The sequence below is a fragment of the Pseudomonas mandelii genome (assembly GCF_900106065.1).
In the GTDB taxonomy this organism is placed as follows: domain Bacteria; phylum Pseudomonadota; class Gammaproteobacteria; order Pseudomonadales; family Pseudomonadaceae; genus Aquipseudomonas; species Aquipseudomonas mandelii.
The window spans coordinates 2,233,721-2,252,376 of sequence record NZ_LT629796.1 but is presented as its reverse complement, the minus strand read 5'-3'; the positions used below and the strand labels follow the sequence as shown (position 1 = coordinate 2,252,376).

Below are 18,656 nucleotides of genomic sequence, written 5' to 3'. Positions count from 1 at the left end.
GTTTGGAAAGCCGCCCTATAGAGCTAGGGTTTTGGCGAGACCAACTGGAGAAGGGGTTGCGAAGGCAGGGTTAATAGGTGCTGTGCGTGTTGGCCTGTCAGTCAGGCTTTCAAGCTTCAGACGTTCGTGATGAGCGTCCGGTTTTGGCCGTTCTCTGCCGGTCATGGCCAAGAAGCGTACTGGTCGAATCCGATGCAAATGGCTGGTTAGGTCAAATGCAAAAGGGTGGTCCAGACTGTGCAATTACCCATGAATGACGCTCACAACCCGAAACAGATAACTATTGACCTTGCCATCGTGTCAACGTTGATGCTGTCGGTGCGGTGAAAAGAGACCGCTCAGCACGAGAGGAATAACCATGTTCGTCTTAGATGTATCAGGCATTGGTTGCGGCAGTTGCGTCAGCAAAATTACCAAAGCGATTCAGTCACTGGACAACGAAGCTACGGTTTCCGTGGATCGGTCAGCCGGTAAGGTGAGTGTTGAAAGCAGCGAAAGCCCAGAGCAGATTCGTAAAGCTGTCGAGGCGTTAGGTTTTCCTTCTCAGATCAGCGCTTGAATGCTGACACCTGCCCCTAGTCAGAGCCCCGTATGCAGGGGGCTCCCCTTGGTGAACCCTCAGGGAGTACCGAAGCAGCCGCGTCGGCCACAATTACCGCTCGCAAGCCCTTGCGCTACTAATCACCTCGCAGAGCTTTGAGCAAACCTTTGAATGCTCCATTCAACCGAGTAAAAGCGGCGTCGAAACGTATTCCATTTTCTGTGTATTTTGCGACCTCGACCTGCTGATCGACAGTATTTTGATCAATGGCAGGTTGAGCTGGTGTGCTGTAAAGCAACGCACCTCCGTAAATATCACCTGCTGATTCTTTTTCGGTAACGTGTTTTACATTTGTTGTTTTCAAATAAAACGGAGTAGCAGGAGTTTCTGTTGTCTGGCTTGCAAGCACAGTAGAAAAATCTAAGTCTCGGGCCTTGAAGTTCGGCGTATCAGCGTTTGCGATATTGTTACTCAGGATCTCAGCTCTTTGACTACGATAAATTAACGCTCTTTCTGCGAAGCCAAGCGCTTTCTCAAAATTAATACTCACGCTAAATCACCCTCAGTAGCGCTACTATTTCCCATGAACATCGAACACTTAAGTGTTGACGCGGTGCATCCAGGTTCAGATATGCAGTTCCAGTAAAGAAACTAAAAAAACATCTTCCCCTTGAAAGTTAACGGAAACTTACAAAGTCACGCACCTCAAACTGATACTCAGTAAATAGCGGTGTGACGCTGGAAGATCGAGACCTTACGGATTAAATAGCGTGTTCCTCAAGAGAAATATCGCAACCTGACACAACTGTAATATTCACCTAAGGTTCCTGACAGGGGATGAGTCTTATAGTCCTATTGAGCCTTAAGCTCACCCCTAAGAATCATCACTTGATGTGGATTCGGGGGTTACCAATACTCATCCGAGGAAATTCAAATGAACCCCATCAAAACTTTGTTCGTCATCGCAGCCCTGACCGTCTCTTCTTTGGCAATGGCTGAAGGCGGTGGTGACCGGGCGTTCGCACGTATGGAAGCGGCTAGGAATAATTCAATGGAATCGTATCAAGTAGCCCAAAAGCAAAGCACCCAACCTCCCATCGCAGAAAGCCAAGCCAAATCGACGGACCACAAGAATTGCTGAATAGCTTGCTGCGCTCCCAAGCTGACAGAAATGTAATCACTGTGGTGGTTCAAATGTGGCAATTTCTGAGCTCGCTTGCCGTAAGAACTCGTTTTTAGTGACGGCGAGCGAGCTCATTCGGGCTCATTACACCCCCCGAGAGAGTGCCTTCACCTGTTTGAGCAACTCATTGGTTGTTTCGCACGGCTTCCCTTTTGACTGATCGGACATAAACGGCATGCATTCCAAAACCTCTAGGCGGACATTCGTTAAAGGCCTGGCCGCTGGTGGCATTCTCGGCGGCCTGGGTCTGTGGCGCACTCCTGTATGGGCAGTGACCAGTCCTGGTCTGCCGAGCGTTCTCACCGGTAACGAATTTGATCTGTTTATTGGTGAAACCCCTGTAAACATAACTGGCTCGCCGCGCACAGCCATGACCATCAATGGTTCGTTGCCCGGACCTTTGCTGCGCTGGCGCGAAGGCGAGACGGTCACACTGCGTGTGAAAAATCGCCTAGACCAAGACACCTCCATTCATTGGCACGGGATCATTCTGCCCGCCAATATGGACGGTGTACCGGGTTTGAGTTTCCATGGCATCGCGCCCGATGGCATGTACGAGTACAAATTCAAGGTGCATCAGAACGGTACGTACTGGTACCACAGCCACTCTGGTTTGCAGGAGCAGGCAGGCGTTTACGGTCCAATCGTCATCGACTCGAAAGAGCCTGAACCTTTTCAATACAACCGCGATTATGTGGTGATGTTGACTGACTGGACCGATGAAGATCCTAGTCGCGTCATGGCCAAGCTCAAGAAGCAATCGGACTACTACAATCACCACAAACGTACCGTGGGCGACTTTATCGACGACGTCAGCAAGCAAGGTTGGTCTGCTGCCGTGGCCGACCGGAAGATGTGGGCTGAAATGAAAATGAACCCCACTGATCTCGCAGACGTCAGTGGGGATACTTACACCTATCTCATGAATGGCCAGGCGCCTAACGGTAACTGGACCGGTATTTTCAAGCCGGGCGAGAAGCTGCGCCTGCGCTTTATCAACGGCTCAGCTATGAGCTATTTCGACGTCCGCATCCCTGGTTTGAAAATGACCGTTGTGGCGGCTGACGGCCAACATGTCGAACCAGTCAGCGTCGATGAATTCCGCATCGCCGTGGCAGAAACGTATGACGTGATCGTAGAACCTGCCAGCGAAGAAGCTTACACAATCTTCGCCCAGTCCATGGATAGAACCGGTTATGCACGTGGAACCTTGGCAGTTCGCGAAGGATTAAAGGCACAGGTACCTGCGATCGATCCTCGGCCGCTTTTGACCATGGATGACATGGGTATGGGCGGTATGGCGGGCATGGACCATGGCAGCATGGCTGGTATGGGCGGCGGCGATATGAAACAAGGTGACATGTCAGGCATGGCGGGCATGGACCACAGCAAAATGGCGGGAATGGACCAAAGTGACATGACCGGGATGACCGGCATGGACAGCGGTGACATGACTAACATGGCCGGTATGGACCACAGCAAGATGGCGGGAATGGACAAAGGCGACATGTCCAACATGGCCGGCATGGACCACAGCAAGATGGCGGGAATGGACAAAGGCGACATGTCCAACATGGCTGGCATGGACCACAGCAAGATGGCAGGGATGGGCGGTATGGGTGGCGAAATGCAAACTCACCCAGCGTCCGAAACCAACAACCCGTTGGTTGACATGCAAGCCATGAACCCAACGCCCAAGCTAAACGATCCAGGCATCGGGTTACGAAACAATGGTCGTCGAGTGCTCACCTACTCAGACCTGAAAAGCACCTTCCAAGACCCTGACGGTCGCGAGCCCAATCGCACCATTGAGCTTCATCTGACCGGTCACATGGAGAAGTTTTCGTGGTCCTTCAACGGCATCAAATTCTCTGACGCCGAGCCGCTTCGTCTGAAGTATGGGGAGCGTCTGCGTATCACCCTGGTGAACGACACCATGATGACCCACCCCATCCACCTTCACGGCATGTGGAGCGACCTTGAAGATGAGAACGGCAAGTTCATGGTGCGCAAGCACACAATCGACATGCCACCAGGTACCAAGCGCAGCTATCGAGTCACCGCCGATGCCTTAGGTCGCTGGGCCTATCACTGCCACCTGCTTTTCCATATGGAAATGGGCATGTTCCGTGAAGTACGGGTTGATGAGTAAAGGAGACGATCTGTGAGCACATACCTAAATCGTAAATCGCTGGTCGGTTGCCTCTTTGCCGTCGGCTTGATGGGTGGACTCTCGTCCGTGGCGCTGGCAGTCGAAGATAGTAGTGTTCATTCACCTGCTACTCCTGCGGAAGCAACGAGCAAGCCTCCAACTGCGACAAACGAGTCAAAGCCCGATCACGGGTCAATGGATCACAGCAAGATGAGCCATGAGTCGATGGATCATGACCAAAAAACCAAAAAGGCAGATTGAGATCATGACCAGTAAGTTTTTACGCCCAACGTTGATAGCACTGGCAGTCTCTACCAGTCCTGCTTTCTTTGTCGTGGTTCACGCCGCTGAAGAGATGGATCACTCCAAGATGGACCACGGCTCAATCGGAGCTATGGACCATAGCAAGATGGGGGCTATGGATCACAGCAAGATGAGTATGGATGACGGGCAAATGGACGGAATGGAAAGTATGGATGGAGGGGCGACTACCACCAGTCGAACCCCAGTCCCCGTACTTACCGACGCTGACCGTGCAGCCGCCTTTCCAGATGTCGCTGGTCATGGTGTCCACGACAAAAAACTAAATTCCTTCATGCTGCTGGATAAATTTGAGTACCAGGATGCTGACAACGGTAGTGCATTGGCCTGGGATGCAAAAGGATGGATCGGCGGTGACGTTGACCGACTGTGGTTGCGCTCGGAAGGCGAACGTACCAATGGCGTAACGGAAAACGCTGAACTCTCAGCACTTTGGGGGCACTCCATCGGTCCATGGTGGGATGTCGTCACCGGCGTACGACAAGACTTCAAACCCGGGTCACCACAAACTTGGGGAGCGCTCGGTATTCAGGGCATGGCCCTCTATAACTTTGAAGCCGAAGCGACCGCCTACATCGGTGAGAACGGTCAAACCGCTGCTCGATTGGAAGGCGACTACGACATTCTGCTGACCAATCGCCTGATCTTGCAGCCGACGGCCGAAGCCAATTTTTACGGAAAAAATGATCCCCAGCGCGGCATTGGGTCTGGATTGGCAAACACCGAAGTAGGGCTCCGATTGCGTTATGAGATTGTTCGCCAATTTGCCCCTTACATTGGTGTTAGCTGGAGCCGCTCCTACGGCAATACGGCAGATCTGGCCAGCGATGAAGGAGAGGATGCCAACGAGGCCCGGTTTGTCGCCGGTATTCGGATGTGGTTTTGAGGGCCTGACATGAAAAGAACATTGAAAACATTGACTGCTGCCGGGGTGGTTGCCGCAATAACAGGTGCCGGCGTGGTTTATTTTGGTGTGATCAATGTTGGGGCGGATGAACCACATTCCGATCCCGTTTACGCGCTACTTTCCACCGCTCGGGATCGCTCGATCGAAGTGCGCTCACGCGACATTAAAGTCCCCGACCTGAGCGAAGAAGCTCTCATCCGCGCAGGTGCTGGCAACTACAACTCTATGTGCATCGGTTGCCATCTGGCTCCGGGTATTGCAGGAACCGAGTTAAGTAATAGCCTTTACCCTGCACCTCCGAATCTTTCAAAACTGGGCGTTGATGGAAACCCTGCCGCAGCTTTCTGGATCATCAAGCATGGAATCAAATCCACAGGCATGCCCGCTTGGGGTAAAAGCATGGCCGATCCCTACATATGGGGAATGGTCGCTTTTCTCCAGCAACTGCCTTCATTGGATGCAGAGCAATACAAAGCTCTAGCAACCAGCAGCGGTGGTCATCAACACGGTGGCGGTGAGAGCAAAATGCATAACCATGAAGGCCAGCATGAGGGCCAAAAAGGCGTTGTCGCGGGGCATCATGACGCGAGTGCAGCCGAAGAGATAGCCGAAGCAGGCGACCATCATGGCGAGAGAAACAGCGCTCATGCCCATGAGGCGGCCGCAGCGCCTTCTCAGGATGAAAGTACCGAACACGCCCATCCTCAGGTTGTGGAGGCTTCACATGACGCCCCTGAAACTCCGGCCACTCAGCCAAAAACTCATACCCACGCTGATGGGAAGGAACATACCCATGCGAAATAACTTTCTTCGTCCCGGTCGGGCACTTCGCCTCGCTGCATTTGCGGCTCTGTTTATCAGTTCAGCTGGTCATGCAGCAGAGTCGCTGACGATCGACGTCCATCGTGACGCTAACTGTGGATGCTGCAAGAAGTGGATCCAGCACCTTGAAGCTAACGGCTTCACCGTCGTTGATCATGTAGAAACCAACATGAGCGCGGTCAAGCAGGATCTCGGTGTTGCTCCACGACTCTCGTCCTGCCACACAGCAATGATCAATGGAAAGTTTGTTGAAGGTCACGTGCCCGCCGAGCAAATCATTGCGATGAGCAAACGTGACGACCTTCTCGGGATCGCCGTTCCTGGCATGCCGGCCGGCTCCCCAGGAATGGAAGTGGACGGGAAACATGACGCTTATAAGGTAATCGGCTTGTCCAAAGCAGGCACAGACCACGTCATTGCTGAATACCCCGGAAACTGATCTTCTAATCTTGTTCCTGCATGGTCAGGGTCATGGCAGTGCAGAGGACATAGCTCATTTTGAACGTAAAAAAGGCGCCACTAGGGCGCCTAAACCGCCTCCCAAACCAAAGGAGAAACAAGGAGGCGGGATGTATCTGGTGGTTGAGCAATACTTCACTGCGCGTTAGAAACCTTTCAACTGACAGAGATGATTTCATAAAATGGATAACTTCAGCCTGTCCTGAAAATTACTTCTACGTCAGCGGGCAGTAAGCTTGTTCGGACAAACGGAAAATTATGTTGCGCTTAAATAATTTGCATGGTCTAGCTTCCATGTGGGCAGTTGTCGGCCATAACCTTATATTCCACGGTGTTAAGCTTGCCGGTAGAGTCTTCGTAGGTCATGCGCGAAGGAGCAATACCACAGGTTTTATTGGCTTGTGTGACACTGACGACCTTCTGGATATCGAGGTTCATACCATATTCATAATGAACAATTTCAGGAGGTGTCTTACCATTTCTTGAGGCGTATTGTTCCATTGCCTGTTGGTTCTCTTGCATCATTCGACCATAAACGCGGTCACCGCCTCCCTCAGCCATGGCCAAAGCAGATAAGGTCAAAATAGTAGCGGCAAAAAATCCTTTCATTGCTGTCATTGCTTTCATAATTATCTCCAGAGCTCAATTATTTCTGAGTTAAAGAGTAACAAGTGAAAGCTTTCAGAAAGCTGCCGCGAATGTTACTAATGTGAAAGGTGGACCCTGCTCCGCGTCTACGCTTAGGAGCCAGATGGGATTTTTATTATCACCTGAGGTTGGCAGACGCTGACGGAATACAGATGCCCTCAAAAGCTTATTGGAACCGGTGGTCCCTCCCAATTCCTCGATACGCCGGTAGATCTGAGCAAGGCCTCCGCGTCGACTCCGGTTCTTGCCAAGCTTTCCAGATCCCACTCGAAGAAACTGGAAAAAACCAGGAAAACCTTGCTTGCTACCGCTGAGGTCAATCTTACCGTCGAGTAATTCACCGGGAGCTTCATCCTGATGAGTTCAGAGACAGTCCACACCAAAGTTCTTAGACGGAAATGCCATACTGACTCTTGATGAATCTTGATCTGTTGATAAGTAAGGGGAAACTTCTGCTTGCGCAGATCCAGTTCATGAGGTAACGAACTTGGGAGCAGCGATTGCAAATTCCGAATGTTCACTCTCTTCGGATCTTTCGTAACTTTGTATAGCTCATCTACGCCCGCTTCGATAAGGGCTGCATACGCGCCGTCTCTAGAGTCGACAGACTTCTCGGCCGTAACTGCAACTTTTTTAGGTGCACGGAGTTTTGCCATTAACCATGCGTTATCATTTTCTAGAATCCATTGCGTAGGTTTGTACGCTTTCTTCCAGAGGTACTCGACATCGGCGTCGGCACGTAGCGCTAAAAGCAACTCAATTTTTTGGCGATATCTAGTTTTTTGGTTAGGATGCGATTCTTCGCCTTTGGGAACTCGCGGAGAAATAGAGGCACTCAGCAGGATAGACTCATTCTTCAGAGCCTCTTCAAAGTCATCTGCACTGGAAAACAAATGAAGAGCAATGATCAAATGCCGCGCGAGCGGCATATTTAGGGAAACTCTGAAAAAGACTTTCTGATTTGGCAAAATACCGCGACCCCACCCACCGAGTTTCCCGATGAAGCAGATGACCTTCGCCGACGCCGAGTACGCTGGCAAGCGCAAGCAAACCCGCAAGGAGTTGTTCCTGATCGAGATGGATCGGGTGGTGCCGTGGAAGGGCTTGATTGCTTTGATCGAGCCACATTATCCGAAAGGTGAAGGTGGCCGTCCGGCCTACCCGTTGATGGCGATGCTGCGTGTGCATCTGCTGCAGAACTGGTTCGGCTACAGCGATCCAGCGATGGAGGAAGCGCTGTACGAAACCACGATCCTGCGCCAGTTTGCCGGGCTGAACCTGGAGCGCATCCCCGACGAAACCACCATTCTCAACTTCCGCCGCTTGCTGGAGAAACACGAGCTGGCGGCCGGCATCCTCGCTGTCATCAATGGCTATCTGGGCGACCGCGGCCTGTCGCTGCGCCAGGGCACCATCGTCGATGCAACGCTGATCAATGCGCCCAGTTCGACCAAGAACAAGGACGGCAAGCGCGACCCGGAAATGCACCAGACCAAGAAGGGAAACCAGTATTATTTTGGCATGAAGGCCCACATCGGCGCCGATGACGAATCGGGTCTGGTGCACAGCGTAGTGGGCACGGCGGCCAATGTGGCGGATGTCACCCAGGTGGACAAATTGCTGCATGGCGACGAAAACGTGGTCTGCGCCGATGCAGGCTACACCGGTGTCGAAAAGCGGCCCGAGCATGAAGGACGTGAAGTTATCTGGCAGGTGGCGGCACGCCGCAGCACCTACAAAAAACTCGATAAGCGCAGCGTGCTGTACAAAGCCAAGCGCAAGATTGAAAAGGCCAAGGCTCAGGTGCGCGCCAAGGTCGAGCATCCGTTCCGGGTAATCAAGCGCCAGTTCGGTTACACCAAGGTGCGCTTTCGCGGCTTGGCCAAAAACACGGCGCAACTGGTGACACTGTTCGCTCTGTCGAACCTGTGGATGGCGCGCCGACATTTACTGACGAATGCAGGAGAGGTGCGCCTGTAATGCGGGAAATGGCCACCGGAGTGGGGTCCGGGTGGCGAAAACGTAAGAAATACTCGTCGAATTGATTGTTTTTTGATCATTTGGCGAGTTTAAAAGTTGCGCTAGGTGGTATGCCGGGGAAATACATGGCTACTTCAGACCATCCTTAGCTGACCTTTGTCTGATTTGAGCCGGATCCATTGCTCATGCTTCCCGGTGTTATAGGCTGGATCAATCTGCGACAAAAGCTCATCGCCGTAAGCGCTTTGGATGCTGTCGAATAGTTTTGCGATACCCGCATTTTTTCCGAAAATGAATCCGCGTTTCTTGCATTGGCGGACGTAGCACGAACTTAATACCGTACTGCCTATCGGAGGAATATTGCGTTGCAAGATATCGTGTGCGAACAGGGCGACTTTCTGTTCCAGATTTGAGCCCTTGTGAGTCGCTGCGCTGTTTAAGGGGCTCCAGCCGCACGCGCATGGCTCAGTCAGATTGGGAAGTAGCTTCAATTTTCGGTAGAACGGGCGAGAGCACTCGGGGCAGGCATGGATCAATGCGTCGCCATGACGCCAACAGACGGCAACACCGGGTATCTGGTGAGATCGATGCCAGTAGGCAGAACCCCGATCAATCAAATCCTCCTGAACGCAGGTAGGACAAAGCTTAGCCTTGCCATGGGTGGACTCTTCTCTGCGGGGCACCCGTACCACCCCGTCATAACCGAGCGGTCCTACGTTGTTCTCCGGACCCTGCTTAACCCCAAGAAAAGGTCGGTAAGCAGGAAAAGTCGTGTTGCTACTGATCAGCTCTGCGAGATTGCTCTCCGATTGCCCCGGCAGCCTGTGGGCGAGCCTCTCGATCTGCTTGGGTACGATGCCACCAATGCAAAAGGGTTTCGATGCGAACAAATCGCGGTAGGTTTCTGTCGCGGTTCTATTGCCTGACAGATAGTGATAGCGGGTGACACGAGAGTGCAGCATTTCATCCGGCATCGATACGGGGAAAAATAATAGATCAGACATCATTTACCGATTAAAGGTAGGGCTCGAAGAGAACGTGCATCCGAGGGCAGTATATATGCAACCCGTAAAATTCTGTATCCGGCCTGGATTTGGAAATGACACAGCCGCTCAACTTTGAATCGTAGTGAATTCATTTAAACCCTGCCGCGACCGTACTCCTTGAATACAACACACGTATCGATAACCCGCGTAGGTCAGCCCATGGCGATTGCTCGCAGGTTAGTACATTTTACTTGCTGATCGTGATCATGCGTATTCCGGACCTATTCTGGAAGGTGCAAATTTTCATTAACAGAAAAACAATGTGTTCACGGTGAATTAATTCAGAACGTTTTTTAGATGGAGGGAATGGCGGGCTGGATTACAGCGTGGGCCGAATGCTCGCGACCCGGTAGAGCGAAGAACGTGATACAGGCTTGCCCTCCGAGAGCAATTTGCGTCTAGCCCATCGCAGACGCCTATCGTGAAAGCCTTCGATTGATTCACATACTTTGTCGAGCATTGCTGCACAGAGAGGAAGCTTGCAGAGCTGCTTTTCGAAGCGAGACAGAACATGAAGCTCCCGGCCAATTCTGGTACGCGAGATGCGGACAGGCTTACCCGCAAGAGCATAAAGCGCTTCAGCACACTGACGGACTTCTTCGGCCAGTCTCGCATCGAGGGCAGCGAACATTTCGGCGCTATTTAGACGGGGCGTACGATGGGGGCTTGGGTTTACAGTTGACTCCGAAAGCCACTGCCTATCGTGGCGATACAGCCACGCATACCCCCTGCATGCATGTGCTTTGTAAAAGCGATAATCAGCCTCGAAAGCCGCGCGTCTTGCGCATAGCTCAATGTGAAATCGTGCCTCCCTCCAAGCACCTTGCCCGCCGGCTACATTTCGGATGTGACGATAGACATACGCCAATGAAACGCCTAGAACGGCAGCGATCTTTTTGGCATCAGCTCCCTCAAGAGCATGTTTCCACACAGCGGCTGACGAACAGTCCAGGCCTTCACCAGGCATCACCGGAGAAAGGCGCGTGTGAAGTCGAATGTGAGCTTTCGGACCACACGCCACCGCCTGTTTCATTGGGCGTTGACCATGCAGCAAGCTCACCATGTCAATGCCCAGAGCACCGGCCAATAAAATGTATTTGAGCGGATGGTGGGAGGTTATTGGCGTACGAAGCAGCTTCATGACCCATGAGGCGGGTGTACCTGCACGAACTTCTCCGAGTATAGAAAATTCCCATTCTCGCGGGAGTGCAGCAAAAAAATCGGCCATGTGCTGCGCCAGCATGTGCAGGTGCAAGCGATGGTTATCAGAGGCAAGGTTAAGCTGCGTTGCCCTTTGTAAAAGCGTGTAGCGCACCGCCTCCGCCGACAAAGCACTGACTTCAGACTCGATGACCTGAAGTGATCGCAACGCTATTTCGTGAAGCGGCGGCATGCGCAGCAACGGGGTATCGAGAAGTACCGTGTGTGCTTGCACATTCTCATCACTCGGCAGATTGAGTTGTCGAGAGCTACGGCTGGACCAGCGAGGATCAAGGATCCTAAGTGACGTGCCGTGATGCGGACATACCAGCACGCCTGGAAGCATGTGGACCCTGTGCCAGTAAGCAACTCCCCGTTGGGCCTGATCTTGGGCGATACATTCTGGGCATAACCGCACTCGGGAGGCGAATCCAATACGGCTCGCGTTGACGCCCAGCTTCAACATCAAGCCCTTCCCATCGGCAGTCATCAGCGTCCGAGCGTGTTCTACCTGGCTCATACTCAAAAACGGCGCATAGTAGGGTAATAGCGTGTGACGCATGAGGACCTCGGCTATCGATAGCTCGGTACCGCTGGGTAGCGCGTCGACAAACTCCCCTAAATGACTTGGGAATGCCACATTTTGCGAAAATGCTGCCGCCGATTTCAGTCCGGCAAATGCTTCTTGGCAATTACGAACACCGCAAAGACGGGCATAGCGAGAAATCACGCTGTGCAGCGTCTCGTCGGGAAACGCGGCGGGGAAGAAATGGAGTTTAAGGTGCACTTCGCCACCTCCCGACTCACGCTTTGTGGTACATCGGTGAGAACTCAAACAGGTCCTCGTTGAGCCAGCCCGCAGCGCGCAGAGCATCGAGGGGAGCGTCATGTTCGCTTAGCGCTGTAGCCTCTGAGTTTTCCACTGCAGTAGCAATTGGCGATGGGTGGCCTTTCGCAAGAATGGTTGGAGATGGGTCTACCGGCTTCTCACGGGATACAACACTTCGAAGCAAGGCAAGGCGATCCTCTCGTGCCAAACCATCGAAGACCATCATTTCGCTCAGCTGATCCTCAATCGGCAGCAAATCGTCGAACTGTCGCATCCGCTTCGGATCTCGGCTACGCAGAGCTGAAAGGGCTGGCTTTAGAATCTGCATTTTTGAGTTGCTTACCTTCACCAGGACCTCGGCAGTCAAACACTCCGAGCCACTCTGGACCGCATAACGCTGACTCAATACCAGCAGCTTGACCAGGAAATCTGTGACGCCTTGAGTGTGCTCATACAGCGTGTCGAAAATCTCGTCGGTCAGCTCAGCAGTCTGTTTGCACCACTGATAGCTCCAGAGATTTTCGACTAACAACCGCCACTCCTCATCATCTTTCTCGAATCGTTTGAATTCCAGCGTACCGGCACCACAGACTCGGCGGGCAGTCCGCATGACTTCTGAGAACAGGCTAATCGTAGAGTTCGTGCCACTGAAAACGACCGGGATACCAATGTTGTTAACCAAGTGCAGAAAGAAATTCAGCATGCTCTCCTTACCACCGGTTTTCGCCAAGTGGAGGTTTTGCAGCTCGTCGATTAACAAGGCGCCGATGAAAAACGTGCTGGCCACCTGCTCCATCTGTTGCAGCGCATCATTGATGTTTCGATGCCTGTAGCGCTTGTGATAGTCCTTGTCTCCTAGAGCGTCACCAACTGCATAAAAAAACTGCTGGCAAAATCCAGCCAGCGATCCATCCCGAGGGCAGTCAAGCTTCAGCCAAGTGATTTGGGTATGAACAAACTGCTTTCCCTCATAACGCTCATGACGGATTGTCTGTGGATAAAGGCTCAAAATGGCGTGGAGTGCCGTCGACTTGCCAATGCCGCTCAGGCCGACGACGGTGAACGTTTCTGCAGTGGACTTGAACGCATCGTGGTAACGCTGAGCCCCCGATAAAGAATGCAAATGCCGGACGGTAGCGGGCGACATCGGGTTACGCCCAACATACCCTCGACGGATGAGCAGTGAAAACAGGGCCTCCAGTTCCAGGTGTAACAAAAACGGCTGCACCACGGTTCTCAACCGGTCGATACAGTGAATTCGAGTGGATCCTTCGAGGGTCAGCTCTTTCGGATCCACCGGCTGAGGAAAATTCGAGATCAGCTCAATAGCCGCCGCCTCCGACAATATCGGAGGCAAAGCTTCGATAAGCGGATTGCCCGCATACTCACTTATGTCCTGTTTGACGTAATTGGCAAACGTCTGCGCACCTTTCATTTTGCCTGTCCTGGCCGAATTCTTTTGAGCAAATCGATAACCTGCGCAGTTCGCTCGCCGGCATATGAGTCATGCGCTTTCGGTGTCAATTCAGATTGAAGTGAAGCTGGCTCCGCCCTGACGCCTTCAGGAACAACCGCATTTTCACGCTCACGGAGACGTTCTTCTGCGCGGTTCTCGCGGATGTTCCCAGTGGCCTCTGCCTTGGTGGGCGGAGCAGGTTCCAATTTTCGTTCTGCGAGCGCATGACTGATGATCTGGTGGACCTGATCGCTAAGCTGGACACGGCTTTCCAGCTCGGCTCGCCGGCGAGTAGGCGGTTTTTGGCGATAGGCTTCGAGCAGATCAAAAATCTCGTCCGAGCGGTAATTCGCGTAACCGGCATCCGATCGTCGAAGATCACAGCGGATAAACTGCTTGGCCTCTCCCTGGATCCAGATGTGCGCCGCAGAGTTCGGATCGAACCAACACTCTATTGACCAAACGCCCCCTTTGCGAGCCTTGGCAAACCAATCTTTCTCTATGGCCATATCACACACGTAGTGCATGCCGCGAAACATCACCCCGCCCTTTTGAACGGTCGCGCGCTCGCGCGGCAAGAGATGGAGGTAAACCAGCTCGTCGGGACGTTTGTTGGATTCGATCAGGTCGTTTTCGCAGGCCCAATTCCATATCCCGTTGGGCGTAGGTTCAACGCCGTCATTCATCATCGCCTGAGTCAGTCGGTCAGGCTGTCGATGGTGCCGGTTATAGTGGAGCACGCAATTGATGAGTATCTGGGTGAACTCTTTGAGGTTCAGCGTGGCATCGAGCCGGTAATCTCGCTCGCCTCGCTCTTTGTCTCGCGCAGCTACCCCGCCAGGTAGCCATCTGATACCCGTCAAATCATTCAAAATGCCAAACCGACTTTCTACCATAGGCTTCCAATCAGGCCGATAAGGCGGAGCAGTGCCCATCTCAATTCCCAAGCCTGACGATAGCCCCTCTGCTGCCAGTGACAACATCTCTCCCCTGTCGGCGTAAATCTGGTGGGGCAGGTGGTGACAATTCCAATCATCTGAATTGATTTCAACGCCGTTCTGAGCGCAGAACTCGACTTTGGAGGTAAACGCGTTGAACAGCGCTTGCCTCGCCCCGTTCCAACTGGGACCTTCCAATCCTACATAGAGGCCAACAATCATTCCGGAGAAACTATCCACAACGATATAAACTACGGGCCGGCCAATGAGCATCCGTCTAGAGTAGCTGTTGACCAAATAAATATCGGCAATAGTTGCGTCGATTTCGAACTGATGACACGGTCCACGCAGCCAATCGCGAACGGTACCTGAAAGCGGACGGCAGTCCTTTAACCACTTCCTCAACCCTTTACGGCCACGCTCGGTTTCAATTTCGTCGAAAAAAATCTGTCCCCAATATCTGAACTGCCTCAGGCTGGGCAGCTCTAAGCTAGGCAGCAAACGAAGCTCTTCTTCACTGTTTTTAGAGATGTCTCGAACCGAGTAGAATCTTCTCAACATTTCGTCATATGCGCTCGAAATAGAAGACTTTTTATCTTTTACATAAAGGGAATACCCAACTCGGATGCATCGTTTATCAACCGCACCGAGCATCTTGGAAGGCGCAGTAAGAACGCCTTGAAACTTAGGCTTTCGCCCTGGAGGCCTACTTGGATCATATTTTCTATCGGCAACACCTACCGCCGAGTAATTATTAAGCAATGAGTTTCGAACTTGACCATAAAACCAATATCGGTAAAGAAGCCGATAGATAGTTTTTCGCTGGATTCCGAGCTCTGACGCCCGTTTGCTAACAAGCCGGCCTAACTCCCCCCGTACAAATATTTGTCCTGGATATTCAGGATCTAGCAGAGGGGCGATGACGGCCCACTTTTCGTCCCGGCCTTGCTTGGCTCTCTCATCCAACTGCTCCTCAAGCACAAGCATAAACTCGGGCGTGGTGATGGCTGCTGGTTTGGTGTGACCAGACGCTAGCGAGCGACGCAGCTCATCAAGACCAACAGCGTACGGCTGCCGGGGAGGGTCAGCTAGATCTATCACAACTGCTAAGTCATGCGTTTCATCCTGGTAAATGAGCCTGGCTATCGTAGAGATGACCGACAGATCGGTAACAGGCTCGAAAACGTCATTAACGAGAACAGTCATGACATTTTCTCCATCAACGATACTTGGGCAGGGATCTGGAAAACTTCGAAGTCAGGAACTAGACCAGTAAGGTGGAGAGGAGTGTTAACCAAATCTATTTTCAGTATCTTGTTCCAAACCAGATGGAAGAAAATTGCTTGAGCATCTATATAGGAAATGGACAGAAGGCATGCTATTTTTCTTAGACAGGTGGCCAAGGTCCACGAATATTCCCGGCTGTTTGCTAGGCAGTCGATAAAATTCGAATGCAACGGGACTTTCATTAAATCGCGATGCAGCTTCGAGTATTTTCTGATTAGTCCAAGATTTTTTATCAAATCTCGTGTAAAAAACTCATCTGTGACGATCTTCCAATCAACACCTTGGCTATGCCAAAAGCGCTTTTCAATCTCAAGTTTTTCAAGCGTGCGGTTACTTCCTTTGCCAACTAGGTCGGATCGATACTTCACAGTTCTAGCTACCGACTTAAAGTTTCCGTTCAAGTCCTTAACAGTTAGCAGGAAATCTGTTGTCATTACATAGGGCAGTGTCGTTCTAGGGTATCTGGGATAACGTACATCTATTGCCGACGCTATCGCTTGCGCACGCTCTGTAGGTAGTAACGGATATTGCTCACGGATATCCACGACGTTTTCAGAAAATTCACACACAAGGAAGTACGAACGCTCGAGATCTGACAGTAGGTGATGAATCCTCTCGATCTTCACACCTTGGATCTTGTGCGAACGACCTATCGACGGGACATCTTGTACCCGCAGCCAAGGCACGTAGCTTGCCCCGGCGCCTTCGCCAAATCCATTTGCAATATGCCGTTCAATGTCTTGCTGTGATGCAAACTTACGACCTCGCAACCCACGCCTCCTCAGTCGATGCGGACCGCTTCACCTCACGCCGAGAAAAAGTCGTAGAAGGACATGACCGCCGTAGCGGCCATATTTCAAAGCGTTTTCTAGACTACACCCGCGGAGAGTTGAAGCGATGAATCCAGACCAAAGGGAAAGCCTGGAAAGGAAAAACCCCCATAGATACGGGGGTTTGGGCCTTGTGTCAATCTATGTTCATGAGTGTCAAACTTTATTGTTTTGTGTCAATCTTTATTGTTCAAAACCAAGTGTTCAGTCAGCTGTGGATAACTTATTCCACCGTCACCGACTTCGCCAGATTCCGCGGCTGGTCAACGTCAGTGCCTTTCAACACGGCCACGTAGTACGACAGCAACTGCAGCGGGATGGTGTAGAGGATTGGCGACAGGATGTCGTGGATGTGCGGCATGTGGACAACGTGGGTGCCTTCGCCGTTGGTCATGCCAGCCTTCTCGTCTGCGAAGACGATCAACTGGCCGCCACGGGCGCGGACTTCCTGGAGGTTGGATTTCAACTTCTCCAGCAGTTCGTTGTTCGGTGCCACGGTGACCACGGGCATGTCGTTATCCACAAGCGCCAACGGACCGTGCTTCAGTTCGCCGGCCGGGTAGGCTTCAGCGTGGATGTAGGAGATTTCCTTGAGTTTCAGGGCCCCTTCCATTGCGACCGGGAATTGCGCGCCACGACCGAGGAACAGGGTGTGGTTCTTCTCGGCGAACAGCTCGGCGATTTTCTCTACGGTGCTGTCCATGGCCAAGGCTTCGCCCAGCCGTGTTGGCAGACGACGCAGTTCTTCGACCAGAGTGGCTTCGACGCCTTTGGCCAAGGTGCCGCGAACCTGACCCAGGGACAGGGTCAGCAACAGCAGGCCGACCAATTGGGTGGTGAAGGCTTTGGTGGAGGCCACGCCGATTTCGCGACCGGCCTGGGTCAGCAGGGTCAGGTCGGATTCACGCACCAGCGAGCTGATGCCGACGTTGCAGATCGCCAGGCTGGCGAGGAAGCCCAGTTCCTTGGCGTTGCGCAGGGCAGCCAGGGTATCGGCGGTTTCGCCGGACTGAGAGATAGTGACAAACAGGGTATCCGGCTGCACCACGACTTTGCGGTAGCGGAATTCACTGGCGACTTCGACCTGGCACGGGATACCGGCCAGCTCTTCGAGCCAGTACCGGGCAACCATACCGGCGTGGTAGCTGGTGCCGCAGGCGACGATCTGTACGTTGCGCACTTTGGCGAACAGCTCGGCAGCCTGTGGACCGAACGCCTGCACCAAGACACCGTTCGGGCTCAGACGACCTTCGAGGGTGCGTTGAACCACGGCCGGTTGCTCGTGGATTTCCTTGAGCATGAAGTGGCGGAATTCGCCCTTGTCGGCTGCTTCAGCGCCGTCGCGGTACTGCACGCTTTCGCGCTCGACGGTTTGGCCGTTCACGTCCCAGATGTGCACGCTGTCGCGGCGAATTTCGGCGATATCGCCTTCTTCCAGGTACATGAAACGGTCGGTGACCTGACGCAGGGCCAACTGGTCGGAAGCGAGGAAGTTTTCACCCAGGCCCAGACCGATCACCAGCGGGCTGCCACTGCGCGCTGCCACCAGGCGATCTGGTTGATCGGCGCTGATAACGGCCAGACCATAAGCACCGTGCAGTTCTTTAACGGTGGCTTTGAGGGCCACGGTCAGATCGCGCAGGTCCTTGAGTTTGTGGTTCAGCAGGTGTGCGATGACTTCGGTGTCGGTGTCCGAGGTGAACACGTAACCCAAGGCTTTCAGCTGTTCGCGCAGGGCTTCGTGGTTCTCGATGATGCCGTTGTGCACCACGGCCAGGTCGCCGGAGAAATGCGGGTGCGCGTTGCGCTCGCACGGCGCACCGTGAGTGGCCCAGCGGGTGTGGGCGATGCCGAGGCGACCGATCAGAGGTTCGGCTTCCAACGCGTTTTCCAGTTCGCTGACCTTGCCCGGACGACGCATGCGCTCGAGCTTTTCATCGTTGGTGAAGACCGCCACACCGGCGCTGTCATAGCCACGGTACTCCAGGCGCTTGAGGCCCTCGAGCAGGATGGCGGTGATGTTACGTTCTGCGACTGCGCCGACAATTCCACACATG

At 52.9% G+C, this 18,656-nt stretch carries 17 protein-coding genes; 8 read left to right on the top strand and 9 right to left on the bottom strand.

What is annotated here, in order from left to right:
- The first annotated feature begins 358 nt into the window (after nucleotides 1-358).
- The gene (locus BLU63_RS10160) at nucleotides 359-559 is read left to right on the top strand and encodes a heavy-metal-associated domain-containing protein (protein WP_019821359.1); all 201 of its coding nucleotides are present in this window, start codon (nucleotides 359-361) and stop codon (nucleotides 557-559) included.
- A gap of 118 nt (nucleotides 560-677) precedes the next feature.
- On the opposite strand, the gene flgB is transcribed toward BLU63_RS10160, so the two are convergent.
- Nucleotides 678-1,091, bottom strand: a complete 414-nt coding sequence (gene flgB, locus BLU63_RS10155; protein WP_019821357.1) for a flagellar basal body rod protein FlgB — start codon at nucleotides 1,089-1,091, stop codon at nucleotides 678-680.
- A 384-nt stretch (nucleotides 1,092-1,475) separates the two neighbouring features.
- On the opposite strand from flgB, the gene BLU63_RS10150 reads away from it, so the two are divergent.
- The 6 genes from BLU63_RS10150 to BLU63_RS10130 all read left to right on the top strand — a co-directional run bounded on the left by BLU63_RS10150 (nucleotide 1,476) and on the right by BLU63_RS10130 (nucleotide 6,365).
- On the top strand, nucleotides 1,476-1,682 hold the full coding sequence (locus BLU63_RS10150) for a co-regulatory protein PtrA N-terminal domain-containing protein (protein WP_019821356.1): 207 nt from the start codon (nucleotides 1,476-1,478) through the stop codon (nucleotides 1,680-1,682).
- Nucleotides 1,683-1,899: 217 nt separating this feature from the next.
- On the top strand, nucleotides 1,900-3,876 hold the full coding sequence (locus tag BLU63_RS10145) for a copper resistance system multicopper oxidase (RefSeq protein WP_024078243.1): 1,977 nt from the start codon (nucleotides 1,900-1,902) through the stop codon (nucleotides 3,874-3,876).
- A 12-nt stretch (nucleotides 3,877-3,888) separates the two neighbouring features.
- On the top strand, nucleotides 3,889-4,137 hold the full coding sequence (locus BLU63_RS33020) for a hypothetical protein (protein WP_154502361.1): 249 nt from the start codon (nucleotides 3,889-3,891) through the stop codon (nucleotides 4,135-4,137).
- Nucleotides 4,109-5,083 (top strand): copper resistance protein B, encoded by a 975-nt coding sequence (locus tag BLU63_RS10140; protein WP_019821351.1) that lies wholly within the window; start codon nucleotides 4,109-4,111, stop codon nucleotides 5,081-5,083. Before BLU63_RS33020 ends, BLU63_RS10140 begins: the two co-directional genes overlap by 29 nt.
- Nucleotides 5,084-5,092: 9 nt before the next feature.
- On the top strand, nucleotides 5,093-5,908 hold the full coding sequence (locus tag BLU63_RS10135; RefSeq protein WP_024078244.1) for a c-type cytochrome: 816 nt from the start codon (nucleotides 5,093-5,095) through the stop codon (nucleotides 5,906-5,908).
- Nucleotides 5,898-6,365 carry a DUF411 domain-containing protein gene (locus BLU63_RS10130; protein WP_024078245.1) on the top strand — a complete coding sequence of 156 codons (468 nt, stop codon included), beginning with the start codon at nucleotides 5,898-5,900 and terminating at the stop codon, nucleotides 6,363-6,365. Before BLU63_RS10135 ends, BLU63_RS10130 begins: the two co-directional genes overlap by 11 nt.
- Nucleotides 6,366-6,670: 305 nt before the next feature.
- On the opposite strand, the gene BLU63_RS10125 is transcribed toward BLU63_RS10130, so the two are convergent.
- Together BLU63_RS10125 and BLU63_RS10120 are read right to left on the bottom strand one after the other, a co-directional pair.
- A complete protein-coding gene (locus BLU63_RS10125) occupies nucleotides 6,671-7,003 on the bottom strand; it encodes a DUF2790 domain-containing protein (protein WP_032874284.1) in 333 nt (110 codons plus the stop codon).
- A 188-nt stretch (nucleotides 7,004-7,191) separates the two neighbouring features.
- Nucleotides 7,192-7,962 (bottom strand): transposase, encoded by a 771-nt coding sequence (locus BLU63_RS10120; protein ID WP_231990948.1) that lies wholly within the window; start codon nucleotides 7,960-7,962, stop codon nucleotides 7,192-7,194.
- A 70-nt stretch (nucleotides 7,963-8,032) separates the two neighbouring features.
- Here BLU63_RS10120 and BLU63_RS10115 point away from each other — a divergent pair, with 70 nt between their 5' ends.
- Nucleotides 8,033-9,013, top strand: coding sequence for an IS5-like element IS1384 family transposase (locus tag BLU63_RS10115; RefSeq protein WP_010466230.1), 981 nt, complete (start codon nucleotides 8,033-8,035; stop codon nucleotides 9,011-9,013).
- 134 nt (nucleotides 9,014-9,147) lie between these two features.
- On the opposite strand, the gene BLU63_RS10110 is transcribed toward BLU63_RS10115, so the two are convergent.
- The 6 genes from BLU63_RS10110 to glmS all read right to left on the bottom strand — a co-directional run bounded on the left by BLU63_RS10110 (nucleotide 9,148) and on the right by glmS (nucleotide 18,655).
- Nucleotides 9,148-10,017 (bottom strand): TniQ family protein, encoded by an 870-nt coding sequence (locus tag BLU63_RS10110; protein WP_231990947.1) that lies wholly within the window; start codon nucleotides 10,015-10,017, stop codon nucleotides 9,148-9,150.
- A 361-nt stretch (nucleotides 10,018-10,378) separates the two neighbouring features.
- On the bottom strand, nucleotides 10,379-12,046 hold the full coding sequence (locus BLU63_RS10105; protein ID WP_019821343.1) for a TnsD family Tn7-like transposition protein: 1,668 nt from the start codon (nucleotides 12,044-12,046) through the stop codon (nucleotides 10,379-10,381).
- A 16-nt stretch (nucleotides 12,047-12,062) separates the two neighbouring features.
- Nucleotides 12,063-13,523 (bottom strand): ATP-binding protein, encoded by a 1,461-nt coding sequence (locus BLU63_RS10100; RefSeq protein WP_019821342.1) that lies wholly within the window; start codon nucleotides 13,521-13,523, stop codon nucleotides 12,063-12,065.
- Entirely contained in the window at nucleotides 13,520-15,688 is a 2,169-nt protein-coding gene (locus BLU63_RS10095; protein ID WP_019821340.1) for a Mu transposase C-terminal domain-containing protein, read from the bottom strand. Before BLU63_RS10095 ends, BLU63_RS10100 begins: the two co-directional genes overlap by 4 nt.
- Nucleotides 15,685-16,539 carry a TnsA endonuclease N-terminal domain-containing protein gene (locus tag BLU63_RS10090; RefSeq protein ID WP_019821338.1) on the bottom strand — a complete coding sequence of 285 codons (855 nt, stop codon included), beginning with the start codon at nucleotides 16,537-16,539 and terminating at the stop codon, nucleotides 15,685-15,687. The genes BLU63_RS10095 and BLU63_RS10090 overlap by 4 nt, the downstream gene beginning before the upstream one ends.
- Nucleotides 16,540-16,822: 283 nt before the next feature.
- Nucleotides 16,823-18,655: a glutamine--fructose-6-phosphate transaminase (isomerizing) gene (gene glmS, locus BLU63_RS10085; protein WP_010465454.1), complete on the bottom strand. Its 1,833-nt coding sequence runs from the start codon at nucleotides 18,653-18,655 to the stop codon at nucleotides 16,823-16,825.
- Nucleotide 18,656: the final 1 nt, after the last annotated feature.